Source organism: Hoskinsella mucinilytica (genome assembly GCF_045223415.1).
Classification (GTDB): domain Bacteria; phylum Bacillota_I; class Bacilli_A; order Erysipelotrichales; family Erysipelotrichaceae; genus Hoskinsella; species Hoskinsella mucinilytica.
The window spans coordinates 21,790-45,776 of sequence record NZ_JBEQZJ010000028.1; the positions used below are offsets into that span (position 1 = coordinate 21,790).

A 23,987-nucleotide genomic window follows, 5' to 3' on the forward strand; every position below is an offset into this window, starting at 1 on the left:
TTTTACGAAAATTGGAAATTTCAAGAAAAAAAGCAAAAAAAAGGAAAGGATAAGATTTTTTTACAAATTTCATAAGAGATTTGTTTAAAATGAGTCAAAATATAGAAAGTAAAAGAATGGATAACATTTTTATTTTAACTTTTTTTGTGATACTATAATAAGGATTACGGTGGAAAGGGTTGAAAAAAAGATGGAACATGAAGAAGAGATACATGTCAAATTATTTTCTAATTTTGAAATGGAGATCAATGGAAAAGTTCTAAGTGATGAGACCATCCGTTCAAACATGTTAGTAAAGCTATTAACATATATATTGTGTAATCGTAAAAACGTCATCAACGCAAGCGATTTATGTGATGTATTATGGAAAGATGGAGAAAGTGACAATCCTGTTGGTGCATTGAAAAATTTGTGTTATCGATTAAGGACGATCCTGAAAAACACGTTAGGTGAAACGGATTTTATCAAAACGTTGAGAGGTGCTTATGCGTGGAATTCAGAGAAAAAAGTTATTATAGATGCGGAAGTATTCGAAGAAAAATATAACTGTGCAAAACAGATGGAAGATACCTTGGAAAAAATAAACGTTTTGGAAGAGGCATTGGCATTATATACCGGGGATTTTTTACCGAAATTTGCAAGTGAGCATTGGATCTTACAACAAACGACTTATTATCATTCCTTATATATTTCTTGTGTCAAAATGCTGATAAAGCTATATGAAGAAGTGCAAGAATATGAAAAGATGGAGTTATTGTGTATCTCTGCCTTGAAGCATGAGGAATTAGATGAACAAATTCATATCGGATTGATGAGGGCTTATATGTTGTCGGGAAAACGACAGAAAGCAGAGGATCAATATAAGATTGCGAGCAATTTATTGTATTCTCAACTTGGGACAAAGCCATCACAAGAGATGCAAGATTTGTATCAAGAAATGTTGAAGGAAGAAAAAAATGAACAATATGATCTTTTGAAGATACAAGAGGATCTAGAACATACCAAGGAACAGATGCATGGGGCATATTTTTGTGAATATGGGGTGTTTAAGGAAATCTATTCTTTACAACAAAGACAGGCAAAACGTCTTGGTATTGCGGTATATTGTGGTTTGTTGACGATAGAATCCGCTTTAGATCTACCTTTACAAAGCAACGCATATCGTCGCTTTCGTGATATGGCCATGGATACTTTAAAAGCAGTGATCACCTCATCTTTGAGGGCAGGAGATGTTGCGGCTAGATATAGTGCAACACAATATGTTATCTTATTACCAACCTGTGATTATGAGGGAGGATTGATAGCTTTGGAGCGAATTGAAGAAAACTTCTATCGTATCGCAACTAGATATCATGCGAAATTGTTATGGGATCTAAAGGAAATGGATTTGGTGTAAGTATATGGAAAAAAGAAGATTGGCAATGAATATGTTGTGGATCTGTATTGATCAAGGGGATGATGTCACATTATCCGGTCGATTTTATTCTCATGCGGATCATCAGATACATGAGTTTTATGATTTTGATCAATTGATCCTACAGGCAGATGCCTTGTTTGATAGGATAGACTTTCCACAATCTTTTCAATCGAAACGTTCGTTTCGTCAAGAACCTAAAAAAGAGGATTTTCTTACTGCCAGAGCACACATGAAAGAGGTGAAAGAAGAAGATATCAAATGGAAGGGTTCTTTATTTACCGGTGTAATCTTAGTATCGACCAGACAGTTTTCGAATTGGCAAGGAAGTGTTATGGATGATCAATTTAAAAAAATCGCCGATTTTTACGGTGTTGTGGAATTGATGAAAGTATTGACGCAAATGATTCAAAATAACAAATAGCAGATGGAAGGTGTACGCTTTTCCTTTCTGCTTTTTTATTTTACGAAAGTGTGTTATAGTTATCACAGGTTTTGATTTTGAGGTGATGAAATGAAGAAAAGTTTACCGTTTTTAGCGATACCCTACGCATTGATCGTAGGTGTGGTATATTATGTGATGTTGCCACCAATGAATTGGCATGCACCGGAGTTCTGGGAATTTCTGGTATTGGTAATGGGTCCTATTTTAGTGTTGTTGATCATCTATTCTTTCTCTAAGGAAAAGATACAGGCATTCAAAGGGATGAAATGGTTCCAGAAAACACAAAATGTTTATGAAAATACAACGATGACGCCACGTCAGAAAAAGTGGGGAAGCATTTGTAAGTATAGCATTTTGTTGTTGGTTGTCATCATTGTTTTTCCAAGCGTTACCATGTTTGTGACCAGTCGAGTGTTCCATGCGAAAAGCTATGCAAAACGTATTGATGTACAAGATGTATCTTTCTCTGAGATTCCCGAAGTAGATTTTACGAAGACACCGATCATTGATCGTGATAGTTCTCAACGTTTGGGAGATAAGGTCATGGGAAATATGACAGAATGGGTTTCTCAGTTTAATGTCAGTGACGAATATACGCAGATTTCATATAAAGATAGTGTCTATCGAGTAACACCGTTGACTTATAATGGTGTGATCAAGTATGTAAAGAATATGTCAGAAGGTATTCCTGCTTATATCACAGTGGATAGTACTTCAGGTAAGACCGAGTTGGTGAAACTAAAAGATCTAGGCTTAGAAGGAATGAAATATGTTCCTAGTGCGTATTTGAATAAGAATTTGATGCGCCATTTACGTTTTTCTTATCCTACGGAAATTTTTGGTTCTCCAAGTTTTGAAATCGATGAGGATGGTCATCCTTGGTATATTTGTACAACGTATACTTATCAAGGTGTAGGTACAAAGAAAAAGGTTACCGGAGCTGTTTTCTTGGATCCGATTAGCGGAGATTCCACAAAGTATAAAATCGGTGATATCCCTTCTTGGGCAGATCGTATTTTTCCTGAGAGTTTGTTGATCGAAGAATTGGATGATAATGGAAGCTTAAAGGATGGATATTGGAATAGTAAGCTTTCACAGAAGGGTGTTACCGTAACCAGTGAAGGTTATAACTATTTGGAGAAGAATGGTGACATTTGGTTGTATAGTGGTATTACCAGTGTAAATGCGGATGCATCCAATCTTGGATTTGTATTGGTCAATATGAGAACACATGAAGCAATGAAGATTGCGACTGCCGGAGCCAATGAAACAAGTGCGATGTCTTCTGCGGAATCACAAGTGAAAAACTATGGCTATCAGGCAACGTTCCCACTTTTGATCAATGTCAAAGGCAATCCTGTGTATTTGACTTCATTGAAAGATAATGGCTTGATCAAAATGTATGCGATGGTTTCCGCTATTGATTATCAAAAGGTTGCGACAGTATCAAGTGATGAAACATTAAATGATTTATTGAAAAAGACCATTACGATGCTTGGAAGCAGCGATGATATCAGTGAAGAAAGCTTACAAGAACAACGCATTAAGGTGAAAAACGTTCAAATGATTAATGTGGAAGGAAATACCATTTATTATATTCAAAGTGATAAGGACGAGATATTTAAAATGACGTTTCACACGAAATATGAAGATAAACTGGTGTTTTTGAAGAGTGGTGATCAATTGGATATCAGCTATGTCGATGGTGATGGAATCAAGTTGATCAAAGATATTAAATAGTGAGTGCTGGTATACTAGCAATGAATGCAATGTAAGAACGTGAGTTTATAAGTGACTCACGTTTCTTTTTATGTATCAATTATAATTGGAGTTTTTCTTATACCTACGACTTCATTCACTATGCTTGTCCAAGTTACACAACCATAGATTCTATCTCCACTTAAACCATTCGTTCTTTGATGAAAGATTTGAAACATAGCGTATCACGATTATGAAAGAAATAGAAAAAATAGTGGGTCAAATGTTTTCTTTGAAAAGTGTTCATTAAGCTTTAGATAAAGATGGTTATTCATAATTTTATAAAGGAATCTTCATGAAACAAATCAATCAATTAGAGTTAGAATGAAATGATTTTAGAGTAATTGATTGATTGTATACTTTAGATTATAATACTTATGAGTATACAAATATGAACGGAGGCATGCTATGTTAGGAAGAATAGAAGAATTAAACTATTTGAATGAATTATATGAAAGTGAACGATTCGAATTTCTTGTAATGTATGGACGAAGAAGAGTAGGAAAAACAACACTTCTACAAGAATTTTCAAAACACGTAAACGCTATTTTTTTTCCTGCACGTGAAAAAAATGATGCATTAAATTTAGGAGATTTCTCAAAAATAATTCAACTTCATTTTGATCAACAATTCATTTCATCATTTAAAAGTTGGGAAGACGCATTTTCTTATATAGGTAATAAAGTACAAGATAGAACAGTACTTATTATTGATGAATTCCCATATATCATTGAAGAAAATCCTTCAGTAAAATCTCTTCTACAACATGTGATTGATCATCATTGGAAAAATAAAAATATCTTTTTAATTCTTTGTGGTTCTTCTGTTAGTGTCATGGAAAATGAAATCATGGGAAGCAAAAGTCCATTGCATGATAGACAAACAGCAACCCTAGAAATAATACCATTTGATTATTTAGAAAGTAGTAACTTCTTCCCTAACTATAGCAATGAAGATAAGCTGATTGCTTATGGTATTTTAGGTGGTATCCCGAGATATTTAGAAGCTTTTGATGCGAATAAATCAATTGAGGAAAATATAGCTTCTAAAATCATTCGAAATGGTTCTTATTTATATGAAGAACCTGAAAATTTATTGAAGGCAAAATTACGAGAAACAAATACCTATAATTCCATACTTTCTGCAATTGCGAATGGAAGAAATAGAATCATAGATATCGCAGATTATATACATGAAGATCGAACAAAAGTTTCCAAATATATAATAACGCTTCAAACATTGCGCTTGGTTGAAAAAAGAGTTCCATGTGGTGAGAGTGAAAAAGCTAAGAAATCGATTTATGTAATAAAAGATAACTTCTTAAGATTCTGGTTTCGATATGAATTTACGAACAATGTATATTATACAATGTTAGGAGTAAAGGATGCAGCTGAAGAAATTATGAAGGATATTTCAAATCTTATGGGAGAAGTGTTTGAAGGAGTATGCAAAGAATATTTGATCCATCAAGCAAAGAAAAGAAAACTTCCATTTATCCCTTTTTCTATAGGAAAATGGTGGGGTAACAATCCAAGTATCAAGGCACAAGATGATGTTGATGTTTTGGCAATTGATCAAAGTGGCAAAAAAGCAATCTTTATGGAATGTAAATTCACATCAGTTCCCATGCCTTATGAAGAATATATCGATCTTGTAAATGCAACAAAAGCATTTCCTGATCTTGAAGAAAAGTATTTGTATTTTGTAAGTAAATCAGGATATACAGAACCCGTAAAACGACAATCAAGAATAGATGGAGCAATTTTATTAACAATTGATGATTTATTTAACGCTTACCATTGAGTGGAATCATGATTTCAGCGAAGATATGGAAATCATTCATAAAAAGGAATGAGATGCATATAAATGATACTCTATGTGCAACTAATCCTTTTTCGTTCATTCAAGTTAAAGTTCATTGTCTTGCCTCATTATAAAGAGCGATATACAATCATGTTTTAAGGAATGAGAAACTTGAATATTTTGTTCACAAGGTTTATATTTTAGTAAATCATGATTTAGTAAATCACGATTTAATAAAATGGAGATGTTGTTATGTTTATTGAAAGAGAAGTCGATCATAGGCAACATTATCTTATGAAGGGTGGAAATAGTTTTAATAATTAAGAACCTTTTTAAATCTTCCGTTGAAGCGCAATAAGCATTAGTAAATGACTTATCTTGGTTAGATATTACAAAATTTGAGGTTTTGAACAAGAAGTAGAAGACATAGTTAAAAAGAATCCGCTTATGGATGAGGTTAGAATTCAAGCAATCGTTCAACAAATAAAATTTAGAATTATAAAGCTAAAAAATATAAAAAGGAATGAGATGCATATAAATGATACTCTATGTGCAGCTAATCTTTTTTCGTTCATTCAAGTTAAAGTTCATTGTCTTGCCTTAATATATAAATCAATATTCTCCAGTTGTAAATAATGCTTCGAAATAAGAATATATATACTCAAACACAGTATTCATACATTGAAATAGGATGGAAATAAATCTTTGTATATGTAAAAAATATGCTTTTTCTTGATGAAAAGATTACATCTGTGTCAGTTCCTAATACTTAGGAAAAAAACAGTAAAAACTTACGTTCTATTAGGAAAGAGATTTCTATGTTTCGCCATCGATAAGGTGTAAGATAGTATCGAGGAGGAATGAATAATGGAGCCAACACAACAATATCGAATAGAGAGAGATTCTTTGGGAGAGGTAGAAGTACCGATTGATGCCTTATATGGTGTACAGACGGTACGTGCTACAAGAAACTTCCCAATAACATATCAAAAAACCCATCCGATGATGGTAAAAGCTTTGGGTATGGTGAAGAAGGCCTGCGCCTTAGCAAATAATGAATGCGGACATTTAGATGATGAGAAATGCGGATATATCACACAAGCATGTGATGAGGTAATTTCAGGTAAATTGGATCAATGGTTTATTACGGATGTGATTCAAGGTGGTGCGGGAACAAGTACCAATATGAATGCCAATGAGGTCATTGCCAATCGTGCAGCACAGCTTGCAGGAAAACCATTGGGTGTTTATGATTATATTCATCCAAATGACAATGTAAACTTCGGACAGTCTACCAATGATGTTTTTCCTACTGCGGGAAAATTAGCTTGTCTGTTTTTGGTGAATGGATTGTTAGAAGAAATTCAACTGTTAGAGGAATCCTTGTTAGATAAGAGCTTGGAATTTCAAGATGTCATCAAACTTGGTAGAACCCATCTTCAAGATGCTGTACCGATTCGTATGGGACAGGAATTTCATGCGTTTGCGACAGCATTGGTACGTGATATCCGAAGAATTCGTACAGCGTTTTATAGCTTGAAGAGCATCAACATAGGTGCGACAGCAGTAGGTACGGGAATCAATACCGATGAACGTTATAAAAAGATCGCAGTACGTTATCTATCTGAAATCTCACAAGTAGAATTAACCAGCGCTAAAGACTTAATTGATGGTACAAGAAATGTAGATCCATTTGTGTTTGCGCATAGTTCGTTAAAGACGTTCTGTGTTAATTTATCTAAGATGTGTAATGACCTTCGTTTGATGGCATCAGGACCAAAGACGGGATTATCCGAGATCTTATTACCTGCACGTCAACCGGGAAGTTCTATTATGCCGGGTAAGGTCAATCCTGTCATTCCAGAGGTTTGTAACCAGGTATGCTTCCAAGTGTTTGGAAATGATCTGACCATTACAAAAGCCGCAGAAGCAGGACAGATGGAATTGAATGTATTTGAACCGGTGTTATTCTTTAACCTATTTCAATCCATTGATTTATTGACACATGCTTGTTATACATTACGTGATAATTGTATTGTCGGCATCATTGCCAATAAGGAACATTGTCGTGAGGTCATGGAAAATTCATTAGGTACGGCAACTGCCTTGGCACCACATATCGGTTATGCAAATGCAAGTAAGATTGCGAAACAAGCATTGAAAGAAAATCGTAAATTAAGAGAATTGATCTTAGAGCATAATTTAATGACAAAAGAAAAACTGGATGAGGTATTGGATATCAATGAGATGACAAGAGCCGGTATTCCGGGAATGCATAAAAAGGGAAGCGGCAGATAAGCCGTTTTCTTTTTGCGATGATTGATTTTATGTGTTGGTTTCGCTATACTAAATAGGGATGTGATGATATGAGAATTTTATGTTTCGGCGATTCCAATACATGGGGCTATGATCCTACAAACGGACTTCGTTATGAAAAGCATCAACGTTATACCGGTATTTTACAAGAGCTTATGAAAGAGGATGACATCATAGAAGAGGGATCGAATGGGCGTACCTTTGTGTTACATGATCCTTATTGTGATCTTGCCAATGGGAAGGACGTATTGCCTTATTTATTGAAATCTCATATGCCATTAGATATCGTGGTTATCATGCTTGGTACCAATGATTTGAAGCGTCAATTTCATTTGTGTAGTGAGATGATCGCAAGAGGAGCGAAAACGCTGATTCGTATGATCAAGGATCCGTATGCGAATGAAAAATATCCGATACCGGATATCTTATTGGTTTCACCGATTCATCTTCATGAGGATATTTGGAAGATGGATGGTTCTATGTTGGATTATGGTAAAGAAGAGTATGAAAACAGTACGCAATTAGCAAAGTATCTAGAAGAAGTCGCAGAAACATATGATTGTGCTTTCTTAGATGCTGCACGATATGCAAAGGCAAGTAAAGTTGATGGTATGCATATGGATATCGATCAACATGAGCAATTGGCTCAGGCAATGGCTTGTAAATTAGAAGAAATGAAAATAAAGAGGAGGACGAAATGAATCATAAAGAAGCGGCGATCAAGAGATTTGTGGAAGGGTATAATTGTGCCCAGGCAGTTGCCTGTAGTTATGCAGAAGAATTGGGACTTAAGGAAGAAATGATATTTCGTTTGATGGAAGGCTTTGGAGGAGGAGTAGCGCATATGGGACATACGTGTGGTGTGATCAGTGGTCTTACGATGGTAGAAAGTTATCGTGTATGTGAGGATATGTCACATATGCCTGATGGAAAACTTATGACGTATGCACATTTACAACCAAAGCTTCAACAATTTCAAGATAACATAGGTAGTCTTAACTGCCATGAGATCTTAAGAACTCATGATCAAACGTTGATAGATGGGAAAAAGGCATGTTGTCGTACTTGTGTGGAATTGGCATGTCAGATTTTGGATGAGACTTTATAAAGCTGTTACAGATAAATGATTTGTAATTTGACAGAAAATGCCGTATACTAATTCAGTAATATGGAGGTAGTACTATGAAGAAATTTCTATGTATTGGTTTGTGTGCATTATGTTTTCTGATCACGGGTTGTTCTGCTAAACGAATAAAAGATACTACTGTGGAACAGATGAAGGAAAAGATGGATCAAAAGGAAAGCTTTGCGATCGTATTTACACAACCAAATTGTGGATACTGTAATAAATTTAAGAAGATGTTGGATACGTATTTGCCAGAGCATGATGTTACCTTGTATGAGGTTTCCTTAAACCGTGATGTCATGTCTGAGGATGAATTTAATGCGATGTTGGAAGATATCAGAGTCTACTTCCCTGAAATGAATGGAACTCCGGATCTGTATTATGTAAAAGATGGAAAGATCGAAGATCATTTTGACGCAGATGCTGTGGATCTCGGTGAAGAAAAGAACTTTAATGATTGGGTAGATAAACATCAGTTAAATAAAGATATTGATTATACAAAAGAAACAGAGAAGTAAAAAAAAGAATTCTCATGAATTCTTTTTTTTATGGTTCCTTTATGCTTCTGGTACTGGCACGCTGTATGAGGGTACAAGGTAGTACCACTTTGACAGGCAATCGTTTGATTTTTCCTGCTTGATGATGTAGGAATTCAGCGGCATATGCTCCCATGGTTTCACTTGGCGCATGAATGGTAGTGAGGGGAGGGGTACAATAGCTGGAAGCATTGATATCATTGAATCCGGTAATGCTGATTTGTTGGGGAATCTGGATACCATGTTCTTGTAAGGAGCGCATTGCTCCTAATGCGATAGGATCACTTGCACAAATGATTGCGGTGATATCAGGATGTTGTGTCAAAAGTGTGGATGCCATTTCATAACCGCTTTCCATAGAAAATTGTTCCTCTAGAATAATGGCATCTAACGCATATTCTTTCGCATAACGTAGAAATGCTATTTTTCTGGGGTCTTCATATAAGCTACCATCTTGGGTATGTTCTTTTCCACTTAGATAAGCCACTTGATGATGACCGCATTGATGGATATGTTCGATCAAATCATGAATGGCTTGCGCAAAATCTAACACGATGCAATGTTCACTATGATCCTTTACTTCCATATCCACAAATAAGATATTCTCTTGATGTTTCGCAAACTTTTTGATTTGCGATGTGGAAAACTTACCGATACAAACGATACCATCTACATCATTTAAATTTTCCTCAATATCCATATCATCTTTAAATATTCTTTTTAAAGCGATCCCATGTGCACTGCAATAATTTTCCACTCCCATACGAATAGTGAAATAATAATTGTCTTCTAATTCTTGTTTTAAAGAATACCATTGGACAATAGCAAAGGTCAATGCCTTTTCATTCTTTTTGTTTTTTCCTTTTTTGACATAATGCAGTTCATTGGCAATCTGAAAGACACGACTTCTGGTTGATTCAGGGACATTCAATGAGGTGTCTTCATTCAATATGCGTGATACGGTTGCACTTGATACCTTTGCCTTTTCTGCGATGTCTTTGATGGTTGCCATGAAAGTACCTCCTATGATTTCGTAAAACGATAGTGTGTGGTTTGCGTATATGGATGAGTAGGATCCGCTATTTGATGATGTGGATAACCAACCAAATTAATTCCATTTGGTACATCTTGTGTTTCTAAAGCGATGCAACATAAAGGAGCACCGGTCATTCCGTTTTCAAAAATTAAGCTTTCATCAAACCAATTGGCTGTATACACTACGACGCTTGATTCATCTGTGGTGATATCAAGACGATGTTGAGAACTTGGATCATATAGCGTGATCACACCTTCATCCAGTAAAAAAGGAGTATCATAATATAAGGTGTTTAGAAATTCCGGATCTTTTTTATCTAAATTGGACTGTATGTCACGAAGTGTGGAAAAATCATAAGCACCGTTCTTTTTGATAGAATATAGTTCACTTGGATGACATTCTTTCTCTATTTTACATTTCCTTGTGGAACAAAGTTTTAATTGATGATGGCGGATACTCTCTTTCATGCCATTTAGATTAAAATAAAGATGGCTTGTCATATTAAGAAGAGAGCGAGCAGGTGGGGTGGCATGATAGGATATCGTAAAGGTATCCTGATGGATTTCATATAAGATATCATAGAGATAGGTACCTTGTGGATAACCATCTGCTTCATGATCGGTTTCTAAATGAAGTTTTAGGCTCGTGCTGTTTGGTTGTGAGATCGTAAACAATTGTCTACTGATTCCATGATTTCCTCCATGAAGATGATGTGCCCCATTGTTGATGCTGAGTTGATGTGTTCCTTGATCCTCATAACGCCCATAAGCAATTCTACCTGCAAACGGTCCGACAAGGGCATTCAGGTAAGGGCCGCCTTGATCGATATAGTCCTGTGGATTTAGAAAGCTGGCAACCATATTGGTCATGCTTCCATGCTCTTTATAATAGATACCACTGATGGTACCACCATAATTTAAAACGGTAACTTTCAGTACCTCATTTTCAATCGTATATTCATATACTGGCTCTTTTTGATATATTGCGACTTGTTTCATATTAATTTCCATTCAACTGCTTCACAAAACGTAAGAAGGCAGCTTGTCCTTTTTCATCCTGTTTGAAGATGCCTGCATCCTCTAAGACCTGTTCAAAGATATGACCAACTTCATCTTGAATCAGCGTATGAAGTTCTTCCTTTGGTGTATCTTTGGAGATGGTTTTCAAATGCTCATACCAGTCTTTGTGAATGGCTAAGTCTTCACTTAATGCTTCATTCTTTGATAAACATTCCTCGATTTGCGCAAGTTCCTTTTTTAAGCGACTTGGTAATACGGCTAATCCCATGACTTCGATCAATCCGATGTTTTCCTTTTTGATATGATGTAATTGTGCATGCGGATGAAAGATGCCCATAGGATATTCTTTTGTGGTACGATTATTTCTCAAGGTAAGATCCAATTCATAATATCCGTTTTTCTTTCTTGCAATCGGTGTAATGGTATTATGTGGTGTATCGCCACTATGTGATAGGATATCTACTTGTTCATCATCATAATGTTGCCAAAGATGTAATACATCCATAGCACAGGCAATCAATGGTTCGATGCTTAATGAACGAAGACGCAAAACGCTAAGTGGCCAAATTACACGACCATAGCTTACTTCAGGGAATTTTTCACTCTTGATTTCCTCTTTCATGGCGGCTCTTTCCATGGCAAAGGTATAGTTTCCTCCCTGGAAGTGATCATGTGTCAAAATACTTCCACCTACGATCGGTAAATCTGCATTGGAACCAAGGAAGTAATGTGGAAAGGTCTTCACAAACGCTAATAAACAACGAAAATTATTTTCATTGATTACCATCGGAATGTGCTCTGCATTGAATACGATACAATGTTCATTGTAATAGGAATAAGGGGAGTATTGCAGATAGTAACGTTTTTGATTTAAATCCAAAGGAATGATACGATGATTGTTTCTAGCGGGATGTGATAGTGTTCCGGCATAGCCTTCATTTTCTTTACACAATAAACATTTTGGATATTTGCTAGGTGGTAATAATTTTGCTTTGGCGATATCTTTAGGATCTTTTTCCGGCTTACTGAGGTTGATGGTGATATCGATGGGACCATACTTGGTTTCGGTAACCCAATGTAAATCCTTCGCAATGCGATCGGTGCGCATATAATTGCTGGCACGACTCAATTCATAATAATAATCTGTTGCTTCCTTCGGACTGTGTGCATAATGTTCTTTGAATGTTTGAATGACTTCACTGGGTCTTGGCATCAGACAATTCATGATGCGAGTATCCAATAGCTCTTTAGATACCGTAGTATCTTCAATGATTCCTTTTTCAATGGCATAATGAAGCATTTCATCGAGAATTTCCTGAGGGGAAGAGAGTGACTCTTCTTCCATTGCTACATCTTCATAGTCTTGAAGGTGTAAGACATCCAAAAGCTGATTGGTTACATAGATGACATCCTCTTCTTTTAAAAGATGGTGTGCCAAGCCGTAATTTACAAGGCGTTTGATCGTTTTATTCATGATTATTCTCCTGCTTTCTTTTCTTTCTTTTATTCTACCACTTTTCGTGCGCCATCACCAATCGATGCGATATAGAAATCACAAGCATAACCGATCTTATCTAAGTATTCCTTTCTTACCTTTTCTTGAAATGCTTCGATCATAGGATTGGATACGATGGCAATGGCACATCCACCGAAACCGGCACCGGTCATTCTGGCTCCTATGGTACCGGGTTGTTTCCATGCGGCTTCTACTAAGGTATCTAATTCGATCCCTGTCACTTCATAATCATCACGTAAAGAAATATGAGAAGCATTCATCAATTGACCAAAGGTAGTAAGGTCATCCTTTGATAACGCATTGATTGCAAGTTTTACACGTTCGTTTTCATGAATGGCATGCTTTGCTCGACGCATACGTTCCTCACTTTGGATGGTATCCTTGATCTGATCGAATTCTAAAACGCTTAAATCACAAAGGTTTTGAATATCAGCTTTGGTTTGCAATTCTTTTAAGGCTGTTTCACATTCTTTTCTACGCTCATTATATTTAGAATCCATAAGACCTCTTTGTTTGCATGTATTCATGATAACGATGCTAGCATCTTTTAACTTCACAGGAGCATACGTATACGCAAGCGTAGCGGTATTTAAAGCGATGGCATGATCCTTTTTTCCCATACCGATGATGAATTGATCCATGATCCCACAATTCATACCGACAAACTTATTTTCTGCTTCTTGAGCAATCTTAACGATATCGATAGGATCTATATCAAAGTCATATAAGTCTTTAAGAATGGTTCCAATCAGTACTTCTAACGATGCGGAACTGCTTAAGCCTGCTCCATTGGGAATGTTGCCTTCAATTAAGATATCAAAACCGGTGGATAATCGATAGCCTTTTTCCTGAACATAATAGATGACACCTTTGGCATAATTTGCCCAATCATCTTTTTCATCATAATGTAATGAGGTAATGTCACAGACGATTTCACCTTTCTTCGCAAAATTATTGGAATAAAAATGGACTTCCTGATCCTTACGCAATGCCGCAACTGCATAAGTACCATAGGTAATGGCACAAGGAAATACCATTCCTCCATTATAATCTGTATGTTCTCCGATGAGATTGACACGTCCTGGAGAAAAGAACAGCTCTCCTGCATGTTTGTAGCGTTCTTGAAACTGGTTGATAAGTTCTGCTTTCATAGTGATCTCTCCTTTGCTTGTAAGCTCTATCATCACTATAAGCAACGGTTTACTAAATGTCAATAAATTTAGTAAAATAAGTTGGTAAAACTGGTAAAAAGTTTACTAAAAGTGAAAAAGATAGCAATCATCTCAAATCAGAAATTTATACTTTTAAAGAGATAAAGAATGATTTTCGATGGTTTTGTTGAATTCCATGAAAAAACATTGGAAAAGGCGTAATCTTCATGTATAATAAGCATATAGAAGGTAAATTCTATTTCTGATTGGTTTTTTTTAAACCAACAAGATCATTCATGCATATCTTATAAAAACAAAATAATGGAGGACATACGAATGAAGATCAAAAATGATGATGCTTTATCTTTTTTACGCAGTTTTGGGTTTCGCTGTTGTGAACATACGGGGGAAGGATTTATTCGTTATCATAAAACAATAGGAAATATGATCGTGACGATCGCAAACGGACAATTTGAAAATAAGATCCGTATTTCTTTACTACAGGATAAAGAAGGAAGAATACGCACATCTTATAAAGATATCTTAGAATATACGGAAATGATCGGGTCTATGATCGATGCCGGCTTGATCGCAGAAAGTGCATCCGTTGATTTAGAAAAGGAAGAAGCATTAGATGAGATAGAGCTTATGGAAAATCCATTGATATCTTTTCCGAGAAAACCAGAAGGATTTATGGCACAATAGCAGGTAATCACTGCTATTTTTTTGTTTTACTTGTGAAATTTTGGCGTTTTTTGCGTTTAACGTGTATAATAAATAAAAAAAGGGAGGCGAATCAAATGATTGATGGACATATGCATTTGGAAAATGGCCCATTAAGTGTGGACTATGTTATGGAATTTGTAAATGCCGGAGTAAAGGCAGGAATGGATACGATACAAATATTGGATCATACTCATCGATTTGAGGAATTTGCGCCAATGTATGAAGTGTTAAAAGAAACAGCCCCTCAACAAAAGGCGTGGTTTGATAAGAAAAAATTAGAACCGCTTCGTGTATATCACGAATTGATAGAAGAGGTTCGCTCTAAAGCATTACCGATCGAGGTACGCTTTGGCTTAGAGGTGTGCTATGCACCTCAGGATAAAGCTTTGATTCAGGATGTGTTATCTAGATATCCTTATGATTTTGTGATTGGTAGCATTCATTCTATTGATGGTAGATTATACGATATGAAAAGCTTTTCCAGGGAAATTTTGTGGGATCGATTTGATACCGATGAGATTTATCGACGTTATTATGAAATCATGGAAGATATGATTGGTAGCGATTTGTTTACTCAGATCGGACATCCGGATCAGTTAAAGCTGTTTCATGATGTGCCGAATTATGATTTAGTTCCAACCTACGAAAAACTCGCTAAGCTTGCGAAAGAACATGATGTTTATATGGAAAACAATACCGGGATCCATTATCGTTATGGTCATGAAGATATCGGGACCAATCCTGTGTTTCTTGCAATCTTAAAGAATCATGGTGTAAAGATCATGACCGCAAGTGATGCACATCAGCCTCAAGATGTAGGGAAATTCATACAGGAGATAACAAAATGATCTATTTTGTACGACATGGACAAACGGATTGGAATAAACAAGGTCTTCTACAAGGACAAAGTGATATTCCATTAAATGAGGAAGGGATCGCTCAGGCAAAGCAGGTAGGGGAATGGTTAAAAGAGATACCTATCGATAAGGTGTATTGTTCCCCATTAAAGCGTACCAGAGAAACCGCAAATTGGATCATTGCCGATAGAGGGTTGGCCGTTTCAGAAGATGAACGACTTTTGGAACGCCATTTTGGAGAATTGGAAGGAAGTCATAAAAGCGAATGGGATTTTCAAAGCTTCTGGGTATTGGATACACAGGCGAAATATGGGATGGAATCAGTAGAGGATCTATTTGAGCGAGTATATCGTTTCTTGGATATGATACAAGAAGAAGCCATCGATCACAATATTTTATTGGTAGCACATGGGGGTGTGAGCATTCCATTTCAATGCTATTTCAATGAGGAATACAAAAAGAAAGAGCTGACTTCTTTGATCTTGAAAAACTGTGAAGTCGCACAAAGAGAAAGTAAGAAGAAGCAGATGTGTGAAAAGGGATGAAAAATCCCTTTTTTTTTCGGGGCTATGTAAGAATAAAAGGCGCCTTTAGCATTGACAGGACATGGGAAAAGATTTAAAATTAAAGAGTGGGAAAACGACTTTCACAATACTTGTGAAAAAGTTCCCAAACATATATTTCTATGATAGAGGGTAGAAATATGCGATAAACCAAGGCTACAACTTTTTCATAGAAAGTAGCATACATTGGTAAAATCATGGATGACACGAGAAAGGAGAAATGACATGATTTATTCAAAAGAAGTTGAAAACATGTGCCCAGTAACATGCGGCGCTAGTCACGGATGTGCTCCTATTCCTGAAGAAGGAAAATGGGTTTACTCAAAAGAAATCAAAGACATCTCTGGTTTAACACACGGTATCGGATGGTGTGCTCCACAACAGGGTGCCTGCAAATTAACGTTAAACGTAAAGGAAGGTATCATCGAAGAAGCATTGATCGAAACGATTGGTTGTTCAGGTATGACTCACTCCGCTGCGATGGCAAGTGAGGCAATCGTAGGAAAGACTTTACTGGAAGCAGTAAACACTGACCTTGTATGTGATGCAATCAATACTGCTATGCGTGAATTGTTCTTACAGATCATCTACGGACGTACTCAGTCTGCATTCTCTGAAAACGGACTTCCTGTAGGTGCTGGTTTGGAAGACTTAGGTAAAGGAACTCGTTCTCAGGTAGGTACGATTTATTCTACCAAAGTAAAGGGTCCTCGTTACTTGGATCTTGCTGAAGGCTACATCCTGAAAATGGGATTAGATGAAAACAGTGAAATCATTGGTTACGAATATGTAAACATGGGTGTTTTCATGGATGCTGTTAAAAAAGGTGTAAATGCTGAAGAAGCATTGAACAACGCTAAGAAAACTTACGGTCGTTATGCAGATGCTGTTAAATATATCGACCCAAGACACGAATAGGAGGAAAAATCATGGCATTATTTGAAGGATACGAAAGACGTATTGATAAAATCAATGAAGTATTAAACTCATATGGTATTTCTTCCGTCGAAGAAGCAAAAAAACTATGTGATGATAAAGGTGTAGATGTTTACAACCTTGTAAAAGAAATTCAGCCAATTTGTTTTGAAAACGCTAGCTGGGCTTACATCGTAGGTGCTGCTATCGCAATCAAAAAAGGTGATAAAACAGCTTATGATGTAGCAAAATCTTTAGGTGAAGGTCTTCAGGCTTTCTGTATTCCAGGATCTGTTGCTGATGATCGTAAAGTTGGTTTAGGTCATGGTAACCTAGCTGCTATGTTATTGAACGATGATACAAAATGTTTCGCATTCCTTGCAGGACACGAATCTTTCGCTGCTGCTGAAGGTGCAATCGGTATCGCTCGTAACGCTAACAAAGCACGTAAAGAACCACTTCGTGTTATCCTAAACGGTTTAGGAAAAGACGCTGCAAAAATCATTTCTCGTATCAATGGATTTACTTATGTAGAAACTAAATTCGATTATTTCACAGGTGAATTAAGTGAAGTAAGCAGAACTTCTTACTCTAATGGAGAAAGAGCTGCTGTTAACTGCTACGGTGTAGATGATGTACGTGAAGGTGTTGCTGTTATGCATCACGAAGGTGTAGACGTATCCATTACTGGTAACTCTACAAACCCAACTCGTTTCCAGCACCCAGTTGCAGGTACATACAAAAAAGAATGTATCGAACAGGGTAAGAAATACTTCTCTGTAGCTTCAGGTGGTGGTACAGGACGTACCCTTCACCCAGATAACATGGCTGCTGGTCCTGCTTCTTATGGTATGACTGATACTATGGGACGTATGCACTCAGATGCACAGTTCGCCGGTTCTTCTTCAGTTCCTGCTCACGTTGAGATGATGGGTCTGATCGGTATGGGTAATAACCCAATGGTTGGAGCTAGTGTTGCTGTTGCAGTAGCAATCGCTGAGGCAATGAACAAATAATTCATATTCTATGAAAAAGTAAGATGATTTCCTTTGAAATCATCTTTTTCTATATTTGATTAGAAAAACATAACAATCATGGAAATGTCTTGCAGTTTTATTAAAATGGCTATATCATAAAGAAAAGAAGGAGGAGCTGTGATGAACAAAAAAATGGTTGCGCCGATCCTTATCGGTATCTTAGTAACAGGGTACTTTCTATTATGGATAGCGTTGATCTTATGGTCAGATAGAAATGGCTTTCTAATGATCATGTTGGGAATACCCATGACTGCTCTTTTGTTTCTTTGGATTCATGTAGTAAAAGAGCGCATTGATGAGATAAGGAGTGGTGAAGAAGATGATCTTAGTCAATACTGATTACATTACAGGAAAAGAGTTAGAAATGCTTGGTTTAGTGAAAGGAAGTACCATCCAAACCAAAAATATCGGAAAAGACATTTCTCAAGGATTTAAAACATTGGTTGGTGGAGAATTAAAGGCTTATAATGATATGATGAATGAAGCCAGAGCACTTGCGACAAAACGTATGGTGGAAGAAGCGGAAGGTATGGGAGCCGATGCCATTGTGAATATACGTTATGCTTCTAGTGCCATCATGGGTGGTGCTGCAGAGGTCATCGCTTATGGTACTGCGGTGCGATTTCAATAGAACCTTTTGAGGTTCTTTTCTTTTGAAAAAAATGGAAATTGTAATAGTTTTATCATCATTTCTGTGGTATATTATTATTGGTATTTTACAAAAAGTTGGAAAGAAGGAAAAGTATGGCTAGAAAGATAGGAATCGATTTGGGTACGACCAATTTATTGATCTGTGTCGACAATAAAGGTGTTGTTGTGGATGAGCCCTCTATTATCACTGTAGATGCGCAATCTAAAAAATGTATCGCAGCAGGATTAGATGCAAGAGATATGTTGGGACGTACACCTAAAAATATGATATGTATCCGCCCTTTGAAAGATGGCGTTGTTGCGGATTTCGAAGCAACAGATATGATGTTAAATTATTTTTTAAAAAAATGTGATTTGAAAGGGATGTTTCAGAAAAATGTCATTCTGATTTGTCATCCTACGAAAATAACCAGTGTAGAGAAAAATGCAATCAGAGATTGTGCATATCGTGCAGGGGCAAAGAAGGTTTATTTAGAAGAGGAACCAAAGATTGCGGCATTGGGTGCCGGTCTTGATATCGGAAAAGCCAGTGGAAACATGGTATTGGATATCGGTGGTGGAACCAGTGATATTGCAGTATTGTCATTAGGTGACATCGTTTGCTCGACTTCAATTAAAACCGCTGGTAATCGTATTACACAAGATATCATTGAGAATGTACGTGTACAGAAAAAAATGTACATTGGGGAACAAACTGCAGATGAAATCAAAGTGAAGATTGCGAATGCTATTCCAAGTAATGATCCAGAAACCATCAGTATCAGTGGTAGAGATGTAGAAACCGGATTACCTCATGCAATTGAAATAAATGCAAATGAAGTAGAAACTTGGATCCATCAAAGCCTTCGTGAAATCGTTCATGCGACAAAGACCATTCTTGAAGTAACACCTCCGGAACTTGCTTCAGATATCGTTCAACATGGATTGGTATTGACCGGTGGAGGAGCTTTATTAAAGAACCTTGATCAGTTAATGAAAGATGAGTTAAAAATACCGGTATATGTAGCAGAAAATGCATTGAAATGTGTTGTAGATGGTTGCCAGATCATGCTTGAAAATTTATAAACAGATCGATTTGATCTGTTTTTTTTAGGACCCCTTGTTCTAGTTTTTTCTCTTTTTTTTGGTAGATCATAACTTCATGATCTTTAGGTTGTTAAAGCAACATTTTTTCAAAAAATGAAAGGAAATTTTAATAATTTGCACAAAAAATATAAGAATTTTTCATTTTTGTAACTTTTGGAAAAATTTATGTTACTCTTATAGGCGAAACAGGTCGATTGCCTCCTATTCAAAGATACTCCCATTCTTATGACAAAGCAATATGAAGTACCTAAAACAATCGTCCTGTTTCACTTAATCGTGCTATAATGAAACCATAAGAGGTGATGAAGATGTTATTATCAGCATACACAGTTCCTCATCCTCCGATCATCTTATCAGAGATCGGAAAAGGAGAAGAAGAAAAAATCGCAAAGACACAAGTAGCTTACCATAAGATTGCGAAAGAAATCGCCCATCTACAACCGGATACCATTCTTTTCTTCTCATCGCATGCACCGGCATATTATGATTATATATCGATCTCTTCAGGGAAGGAAGCATATGGTGATTTTGCAAACTTTCATGCCTCAGATGTCAAATTTTATGAGGTTTATGATACTGAACTGGCATTACAGATACAAGAGGAAGCCCAAAAAGCCAATCTACCAGCAGGATTATTAGGTGATCATTCAGCACAATTAGACCATGGCACTATGGTGCCGCTGTATTTTATCGAACAAGAGCTAGAGGATTTTCAAATCGTGAGAATCGCAGTAAGTGATTTAGATAGGGAAATTCAATATCAATTCGGTCAATGTATCGCTCATGTATTAAGAGAAAGTAAAAAGCGAGTTATCGTGATAGCAAGTGGTGATCTTTCTCATAAGTTAAAATCAGATGGTCCATATGGATTCAGTAAGGAAGGTCCGATATTTGATCAAAAGATACTTTCCATCTTTAAAAGCAATGATTTTGATGCATTGTTACGAATGGATGAAACCATTGTAGAAGAAAGTGCACAATGTGGTTTTCCTACTTTCTTAATGCTGGCAGGTGTATTATCACGATTTTCTCATCAAACAAATGTATTATCTTATGAAGGGGTCTTTGGTGTAGGCTATCTTATTGCCTCCATATCAATTGAACAAGATCTTTATGTGGCTTTGGCTAAAATGGCATTAGAGTATTACATAAAATATCATAGCGTGCTACCTGCATCCTGTATTCCAAAAGAATTATATCAACCGGCAGCGGTATTTGTTTCCCTGAAAAAACATGGGGAATTAAGAGGTTGTATCGGTACGATCTTGCCTACAAAAGATAGCGCAGGTGAGGAGATCATCGCAAATGCCATTGCCGCAGGTACAAGAGATCCAAGATTTCATTGTATCACCTATGAAGAACTACCTCTTTTGGAATATAGTGTAGATGTCTTGAGTGAACCTGAGGATATTGATTCATTAAATGAACTGGATGTGAAGCGTTATGGCATCATCGTAGGAGATGATCACCATAGAGGCCTTCTTTTGCCCGATTTGGTTGGCGTGGACACAGTTGAGGATCAAGTGAGAATTGCGCTGACAAAGGCCGGAATGGATGGAAATGACCCGTTTTATCTTCAAAGATTTGAGGTGGTACGACATTATGAAATGTGATCTATGTTTTCATCATTGTGAAATAGCGGAAGGGAAAGACGGTTTCTGTAAGGCCAGAGGTTGTGTAAACGGAAGCATTGTTCCTTTGCAGTATGGAAAAGTGACATCGATTGCTTTGGATGCTATAGAAAAAAAGCCTTTTGCACACTTTCATCCCGGAAGCAAGATCTTATCTATTGGAAGTAGTGGATGTAATTTTCATTGTGATTTTTGTCAGAATTACACCATCAGTCAAAAACCGGAACCTGAATTTGAAAGAGTTACACCGGAAGATATCGTATTTCTTGGAGAAGATATGAAACAACAAGGTAATATAGGAATTGCATATACGTATAATGAACCATTGATCAGCTACGAGTTTGTTTATGATTGTGCAAGACTTGCACATGATCATCAGTTGAAAAATGTTGTTGTGACCAATGGAGCGATTTCCTCCAACTATCTGTTGGATCTATTACCTTATATTGATGCGATGAATATTGATCTAAAATCTATACAACCTAAATTCTATCAGGATATTCAAGGAAATTTAGAACAGGTCAAACAGACAATCGTGATTAGTAGTGCCTATACGCATGTAGAGCTTACGACCTTGATCATACCGGGAAGAAATGATTCTATACGTGATATGGAAGAAGAAGCCGCATGGATTGCTTCAATTGATCCTGATATTCCTTTGCATCTTACAAGATATTTCCCGGCATACCAATGTAAGATAGCACCTACCAATGTTGATATCTTGAAAGAGCTGTATGGCGTTGCTAGAAAGTATTTGAATTTTGTGTATTTAGGAAATTGTTAAATCAACCCATGATCATGTTCTCACTTTCATTTATTCGTTGAAAGTGGGATTTTTTTTATTGAACAGGATTATAAGATTACCGGATATGGTTTTGAGAAGACACAAAAAAAGCCTTTTGACAAAGGCTTCAATGTTACATGGTGCCGACACGCAGAATTGAACTGCGCGCTGAGCATTACCATTGCTCTGTATTACCACTATACTATGTCGGCTTGATACTGCTTGAAAGCTATTATATTATAATATATTTTTATAATTTTTCAACAGCTTTCCTGCAGTTTGTTGATTTTTTTATAACTTTTTTAATTCCTGATACACTTTGGCAATGGGTAATCCCATCACATTGTAGTAATCACCATTGATTTTTTCAACCAGAAGCTTACCTTTTCCTTGTATGCCATAAGCGCCGGCTTTATCATAGGGTTCTTCGCTATCTAGATAAGCTTTCAGAAATTCATCATCTATGTTATGGAAGGTAACCTCTGTGATCTCATGAAATAATAGTTGCTTGTTTTCTCCAAGGATGGCGACACCACTAATGACCTGATGTGTATGCCCACAAAGTAATTCAAGCATTCGCTTTGCGTCTGCTCTGTTTTTAGGTTTTCCTAGGGGTTGATCTTGATAAATAACCATAGTATCACAGCCAAGTACCCACGCTTTGGGATGTATATCAAAAACGGCCTTTGCTTTTTGATATGCAATTTGTTCGATTGCTTTTTCAATTGGTAGATTTGTATCAAGAACTTCCTTTGTTTCTACACTTTCCACGGTAAAGGGAATACCGCAATCATGCATCAATTCTTTTCGTCTTGGTGAATTGCTTGCGAGAATGATACTAGGAATGCTCATGATTCATCAACTCCTTATGAACCTTATGTAACTGGTGTCTTAGATAAATGTAGCTTACGACAAATAAAGAACCGAATCCGGCAGCAAACCATCCAACAATTCTGAACACTAATTTATAGAAGAATTCACTTGGAAATAAATTGATCATCAAATCTGTAGATGGATCTAATAACCATAGGTCATTACGGAAGGCAAGTCGATGAAAGGCAGTCCAGAAAGCATTAAAATCCGCATAAGCCCAAATACCTAACATCACAAAAAATACGGTAAATAAAATCGCTGTTTTCATATAGGCAATACTGATATGCGTATAGATACCGCTATGATATTGAAAAATAAGATAAAGAATCGAAATAAGCAGAACACCAATACATACATAGCGAAGGATCAAAGCAAATTGATACAAGTTCTTGACATCAACCATATGACTTGCTTCTCTATCGTTAAATGCCAATACCTTGGTTCCTTTGAGTTGAATTTCTACTTGGATATCATCACGTTTATCTTTTAAATAATCCAATAATGTGTTGGTAGAACGATTTAGATCTTCCTCCGTCATACCAAGTGATTGCGCAGTATTCAATGCACTATATTCTTTCGCATAGAATCCCTTGTCAAAGCAATTTTGATCAATACTGGTAATCAATACGATCAATATTGCGCTAACTGCAACTGCATATGCCGCAATTATGTTGATTTTTTCTATTATTTGTTTCATACAATTACTCCTTTTTTTTAAAGGCATTGTATATCGTATCATAAATT

At 36.4% G+C, this 23,987-nt stretch carries 24 protein-coding genes and 1 tRNA gene; 18 read left to right on the forward strand and 7 right to left on the reverse strand.

Annotated elements, in window-relative coordinates; translation table 11 throughout:
- Positions 1-190 precede the first annotated feature (190 nt).
- The 8 genes from UGRO018_RS11235 to UGRO018_RS11270 all read left to right on the forward strand — a co-directional run bounded on the left by UGRO018_RS11235 (position 191) and on the right by UGRO018_RS11270 (position 9,380).
- Positions 191-1,396 carry a BTAD domain-containing putative transcriptional regulator gene (locus UGRO018_RS11235; RefSeq protein WP_416326580.1) on the forward strand — a complete coding sequence of 402 codons (1,206 nt, stop codon included), beginning with the start codon at positions 191-193 and terminating at the stop codon, positions 1,394-1,396.
- Between the two features lie 4 nt (positions 1,397-1,400).
- Positions 1,401-1,838, forward strand: coding sequence for a hypothetical protein (locus UGRO018_RS11240; RefSeq protein ID WP_416326581.1), 438 nt, complete (start codon positions 1,401-1,403; stop codon positions 1,836-1,838).
- Positions 1,839-1,928: 90 nt separating this feature from the next.
- Positions 1,929-3,599 carry a hypothetical protein gene (locus UGRO018_RS11245; protein WP_416326582.1) on the forward strand — a complete coding sequence of 557 codons (1,671 nt, stop codon included), beginning with the start codon at positions 1,929-1,931 and terminating at the stop codon, positions 3,597-3,599.
- A gap of 426 nt (positions 3,600-4,025) precedes the next feature.
- The gene (locus tag UGRO018_RS11250) at positions 4,026-5,420 is read left to right on the forward strand and encodes an ATP-binding protein (protein WP_416326583.1); all 1,395 of its coding nucleotides are present in this window, start codon (positions 4,026-4,028) and stop codon (positions 5,418-5,420) included.
- A gap of 867 nt (positions 5,421-6,287) precedes the next feature.
- Entirely contained in the window at positions 6,288-7,718 is a 1,431-nt protein-coding gene (locus tag UGRO018_RS11255; protein WP_416326584.1) for an aspartate ammonia-lyase, read from the forward strand.
- Positions 7,719-7,786: 68 nt separating this feature from the next.
- Positions 7,787-8,437, forward strand: a complete 651-nt coding sequence (locus UGRO018_RS11260) for an SGNH/GDSL hydrolase family protein (protein WP_416326585.1) — start codon at positions 7,787-7,789, stop codon at positions 8,435-8,437.
- Positions 8,434-8,844, forward strand: a complete 411-nt coding sequence (locus UGRO018_RS11265) for a C-GCAxxG-C-C family protein (RefSeq protein ID WP_416326586.1) — start codon at positions 8,434-8,436, stop codon at positions 8,842-8,844. The genes UGRO018_RS11260 and UGRO018_RS11265 overlap by 4 nt, the downstream gene beginning before the upstream one ends.
- 74 nt (positions 8,845-8,918) lie before the next feature.
- Positions 8,919-9,380, forward strand: a complete 462-nt coding sequence (locus UGRO018_RS11270) for a thioredoxin domain-containing protein (RefSeq protein WP_416326587.1) — start codon at positions 8,919-8,921, stop codon at positions 9,378-9,380.
- Between the two features lie 28 nt (positions 9,381-9,408).
- Here the strand turns inward: UGRO018_RS11270 and UGRO018_RS11275 are convergent, their stop codons facing one another.
- From UGRO018_RS11275 to UGRO018_RS11290, 4 genes are read right to left on the reverse strand one after another with little or no spacing between them, the layout of a single operon-like run.
- Complete coding sequence (locus UGRO018_RS11275; RefSeq protein WP_416326588.1) at positions 9,409-10,410, reverse strand: LacI family DNA-binding transcriptional regulator; 1,002 nt, start codon at positions 10,408-10,410, stop codon at positions 9,409-9,411.
- An 11-nt stretch (positions 10,411-10,421) separates the two neighbouring features.
- A complete protein-coding gene (locus UGRO018_RS11280; RefSeq protein ID WP_416326589.1) occupies positions 10,422-11,444 on the reverse strand; it encodes an aldose epimerase family protein in 1,023 nt (340 codons plus the stop codon).
- On the reverse strand, positions 11,434-12,927 hold the full coding sequence (galT, locus tag UGRO018_RS11285) for a UDP-glucose--hexose-1-phosphate uridylyltransferase (RefSeq protein WP_416326590.1): 1,494 nt from the start codon (positions 12,925-12,927) through the stop codon (positions 11,434-11,436). The genes UGRO018_RS11280 and galT overlap by 11 nt, the downstream gene beginning before the upstream one ends.
- Positions 12,928-12,956: 29 nt before the next feature.
- Positions 12,957-14,120, reverse strand: coding sequence for a galactokinase (locus UGRO018_RS11290; protein WP_416326591.1), 1,164 nt, complete (start codon positions 14,118-14,120; stop codon positions 12,957-12,959).
- Positions 14,121-14,456: 336 nt separating this feature from the next.
- Here UGRO018_RS11290 and UGRO018_RS11295 point away from each other — a divergent pair, with 336 nt between their 5' ends.
- The 10 genes from UGRO018_RS11295 to amrS all read left to right on the forward strand — a co-directional run bounded on the left by UGRO018_RS11295 (position 14,457) and on the right by amrS (position 22,370).
- A complete protein-coding gene (locus UGRO018_RS11295; RefSeq protein ID WP_416326592.1) occupies positions 14,457-14,825 on the forward strand; it encodes a hypothetical protein in 369 nt (122 codons plus the stop codon).
- A gap of 95 nt (positions 14,826-14,920) precedes the next feature.
- Entirely contained in the window at positions 14,921-15,694 is a 774-nt protein-coding gene (locus UGRO018_RS11300) for a histidinol-phosphatase HisJ family protein (RefSeq protein ID WP_416326593.1), read from the forward strand.
- Positions 15,691-16,248: a histidine phosphatase family protein gene (locus UGRO018_RS11305; protein ID WP_416326594.1), complete on the forward strand. Its 558-nt coding sequence runs from the start codon at positions 15,691-15,693 to the stop codon at positions 16,246-16,248. The genes UGRO018_RS11300 and UGRO018_RS11305 overlap by 4 nt, the downstream gene beginning before the upstream one ends.
- A 243-nt stretch (positions 16,249-16,491) precedes the next feature.
- On the forward strand, positions 16,492-17,184 hold the full coding sequence (locus UGRO018_RS11310) for an iron-sulfur cluster assembly scaffold protein (RefSeq protein ID WP_416326595.1): 693 nt from the start codon (positions 16,492-16,494) through the stop codon (positions 17,182-17,184).
- Positions 17,185-17,195: 11 nt separating this feature from the next.
- Positions 17,196-18,197 (forward strand): GGGtGRT protein, encoded by a 1,002-nt coding sequence (locus UGRO018_RS11315; RefSeq protein ID WP_416326596.1) that lies wholly within the window; start codon positions 17,196-17,198, stop codon positions 18,195-18,197.
- Positions 18,198-18,338: 141 nt separating this feature from the next.
- A complete protein-coding gene (locus tag UGRO018_RS11320; protein ID WP_416326597.1) occupies positions 18,339-18,557 on the forward strand; it encodes a hypothetical protein in 219 nt (72 codons plus the stop codon).
- Positions 18,538-18,849: a YbjQ family protein gene (locus tag UGRO018_RS11325; protein ID WP_416326598.1), complete on the forward strand. Its 312-nt coding sequence runs from the start codon at positions 18,538-18,540 to the stop codon at positions 18,847-18,849. Before UGRO018_RS11320 ends, UGRO018_RS11325 begins: the two co-directional genes overlap by 20 nt.
- A gap of 113 nt (positions 18,850-18,962) precedes the next feature.
- Positions 18,963-19,934 (forward strand): rod shape-determining protein, encoded by a 972-nt coding sequence (mreB, locus tag UGRO018_RS11330; RefSeq protein WP_416326599.1) that lies wholly within the window; start codon positions 18,963-18,965, stop codon positions 19,932-19,934.
- Between the two features lie 329 nt (positions 19,935-20,263).
- Positions 20,264-21,568 (forward strand): AmmeMemoRadiSam system protein A, encoded by a 1,305-nt coding sequence (amrA, locus tag UGRO018_RS11335; protein ID WP_416326600.1) that lies wholly within the window; start codon positions 20,264-20,266, stop codon positions 21,566-21,568.
- Positions 21,558-22,370 carry an AmmeMemoRadiSam system radical SAM enzyme gene (gene amrS / locus UGRO018_RS11340; protein WP_416326601.1) on the forward strand — a complete coding sequence of 271 codons (813 nt, stop codon included), beginning with the start codon at positions 21,558-21,560 and terminating at the stop codon, positions 22,368-22,370. Before amrA ends, amrS begins: the two co-directional genes overlap by 11 nt.
- A gap of 138 nt (positions 22,371-22,508) precedes the next feature.
- Here amrS and UGRO018_RS11345 read toward each other — a convergent pair.
- From UGRO018_RS11345 to UGRO018_RS11355, 3 genes are all read right to left on the reverse strand, one after another.
- Positions 22,509-22,582: transfer RNA gene (locus tag UGRO018_RS11345), tRNA-Thr, on the reverse strand.
- Positions 22,583-22,661: 79 nt separating this feature from the next.
- Positions 22,662-23,222 (reverse strand): Maf family protein, encoded by a 561-nt coding sequence (locus UGRO018_RS11350; RefSeq protein ID WP_416326602.1) that lies wholly within the window; start codon positions 23,220-23,222, stop codon positions 22,662-22,664.
- Positions 23,209-23,940 carry a TIGR01906 family membrane protein gene (locus tag UGRO018_RS11355; protein WP_416326603.1) on the reverse strand — a complete coding sequence of 244 codons (732 nt, stop codon included), beginning with the start codon at positions 23,938-23,940 and terminating at the stop codon, positions 23,209-23,211. Before UGRO018_RS11355 ends, UGRO018_RS11350 begins: the two co-directional genes overlap by 14 nt.
- Positions 23,941-23,987 lie beyond the last annotated feature (47 nt).

Excerpts from the sequence above, each read along its gene's own strand:
- UGRO018_RS11235 (WP_416326580.1), top strand. The coding sequence starts at position 191 with ATGGAACATGAAGAAGAGATACATGTCAAATTATTTTCTAATTTTGAA.
- UGRO018_RS11240 (WP_416326581.1), top strand. The coding sequence starts at position 1,401 with ATGGAAAAAAGAAGATTGGCAATGAATATGTTGTGGATCTGTATTGAT.
- UGRO018_RS11245 (WP_416326582.1), top strand. The coding sequence starts at position 1,929 with ATGAAGAAAAGTTTACCGTTTTTAGCGATACCCTACGCATTGATCGTA.
- UGRO018_RS11250 (WP_416326583.1), top strand. The coding sequence starts at position 4,026 with ATGTTAGGAAGAATAGAAGAATTAAACTATTTGAATGAATTATATGAA.
- UGRO018_RS11255 (WP_416326584.1), top strand. The coding sequence starts at position 6,288 with ATGGAGCCAACACAACAATATCGAATAGAGAGAGATTCTTTGGGAGAG.
- UGRO018_RS11260 (WP_416326585.1), top strand. The coding sequence starts at position 7,787 with ATGAGAATTTTATGTTTCGGCGATTCCAATACATGGGGCTATGATCCT.
- UGRO018_RS11265 (WP_416326586.1), top strand. The coding sequence starts at position 8,434 with ATGAATCATAAAGAAGCGGCGATCAAGAGATTTGTGGAAGGGTATAAT.
- UGRO018_RS11270 (WP_416326587.1), top strand. The coding sequence starts at position 8,919 with ATGAAGAAATTTCTATGTATTGGTTTGTGTGCATTATGTTTTCTGATC.
- UGRO018_RS11275 (WP_416326588.1), bottom strand. The coding sequence starts at position 10,410 with ATGGCAACCATCAAAGACATCGCAGAAAAGGCAAAGGTATCAAGTGCA.
- UGRO018_RS11280 (WP_416326589.1), bottom strand. The coding sequence starts at position 11,444 with ATGGAAATTAATATGAAACAAGTCGCAATATATCAAAAAGAGCCAGTA.
- galT (WP_416326590.1), bottom strand. The coding sequence starts at position 12,927 with ATGAATAAAACGATCAAACGCCTTGTAAATTACGGCTTGGCACACCAT.
- UGRO018_RS11290 (WP_416326591.1), bottom strand. The coding sequence starts at position 14,120 with ATGAAAGCAGAACTTATCAACCAGTTTCAAGAACGCTACAAACATGCA.
- UGRO018_RS11295 (WP_416326592.1), top strand. The coding sequence starts at position 14,457 with ATGAAGATCAAAAATGATGATGCTTTATCTTTTTTACGCAGTTTTGGG.
- UGRO018_RS11300 (WP_416326593.1), top strand. The coding sequence starts at position 14,921 with ATGATTGATGGACATATGCATTTGGAAAATGGCCCATTAAGTGTGGAC.
- UGRO018_RS11305 (WP_416326594.1), top strand. The coding sequence starts at position 15,691 with ATGATCTATTTTGTACGACATGGACAAACGGATTGGAATAAACAAGGT.
- UGRO018_RS11310 (WP_416326595.1), top strand. The coding sequence starts at position 16,492 with ATGATTTATTCAAAAGAAGTTGAAAACATGTGCCCAGTAACATGCGGC.
- UGRO018_RS11315 (WP_416326596.1), top strand. The coding sequence starts at position 17,196 with ATGGCATTATTTGAAGGATACGAAAGACGTATTGATAAAATCAATGAA.
- UGRO018_RS11320 (WP_416326597.1), top strand. The coding sequence starts at position 18,339 with ATGAACAAAAAAATGGTTGCGCCGATCCTTATCGGTATCTTAGTAACA.
- UGRO018_RS11325 (WP_416326598.1), top strand. The coding sequence starts at position 18,538 with ATGATCTTAGTCAATACTGATTACATTACAGGAAAAGAGTTAGAAATG.
- mreB (WP_416326599.1), top strand. The coding sequence starts at position 18,963 with ATGGCTAGAAAGATAGGAATCGATTTGGGTACGACCAATTTATTGATC.
- amrA (WP_416326600.1), top strand. The coding sequence starts at position 20,264 with ATGTTATTATCAGCATACACAGTTCCTCATCCTCCGATCATCTTATCA.
- amrS (WP_416326601.1), top strand. The coding sequence starts at position 21,558 with ATGAAATGTGATCTATGTTTTCATCATTGTGAAATAGCGGAAGGGAAA.
- UGRO018_RS11350 (WP_416326602.1), bottom strand. The coding sequence starts at position 23,222 with ATGAGCATTCCTAGTATCATTCTCGCAAGCAATTCACCAAGACGAAAA.
- UGRO018_RS11355 (WP_416326603.1), bottom strand. The coding sequence starts at position 23,940 with ATGAAACAAATAATAGAAAAAATCAACATAATTGCGGCATATGCAGTT.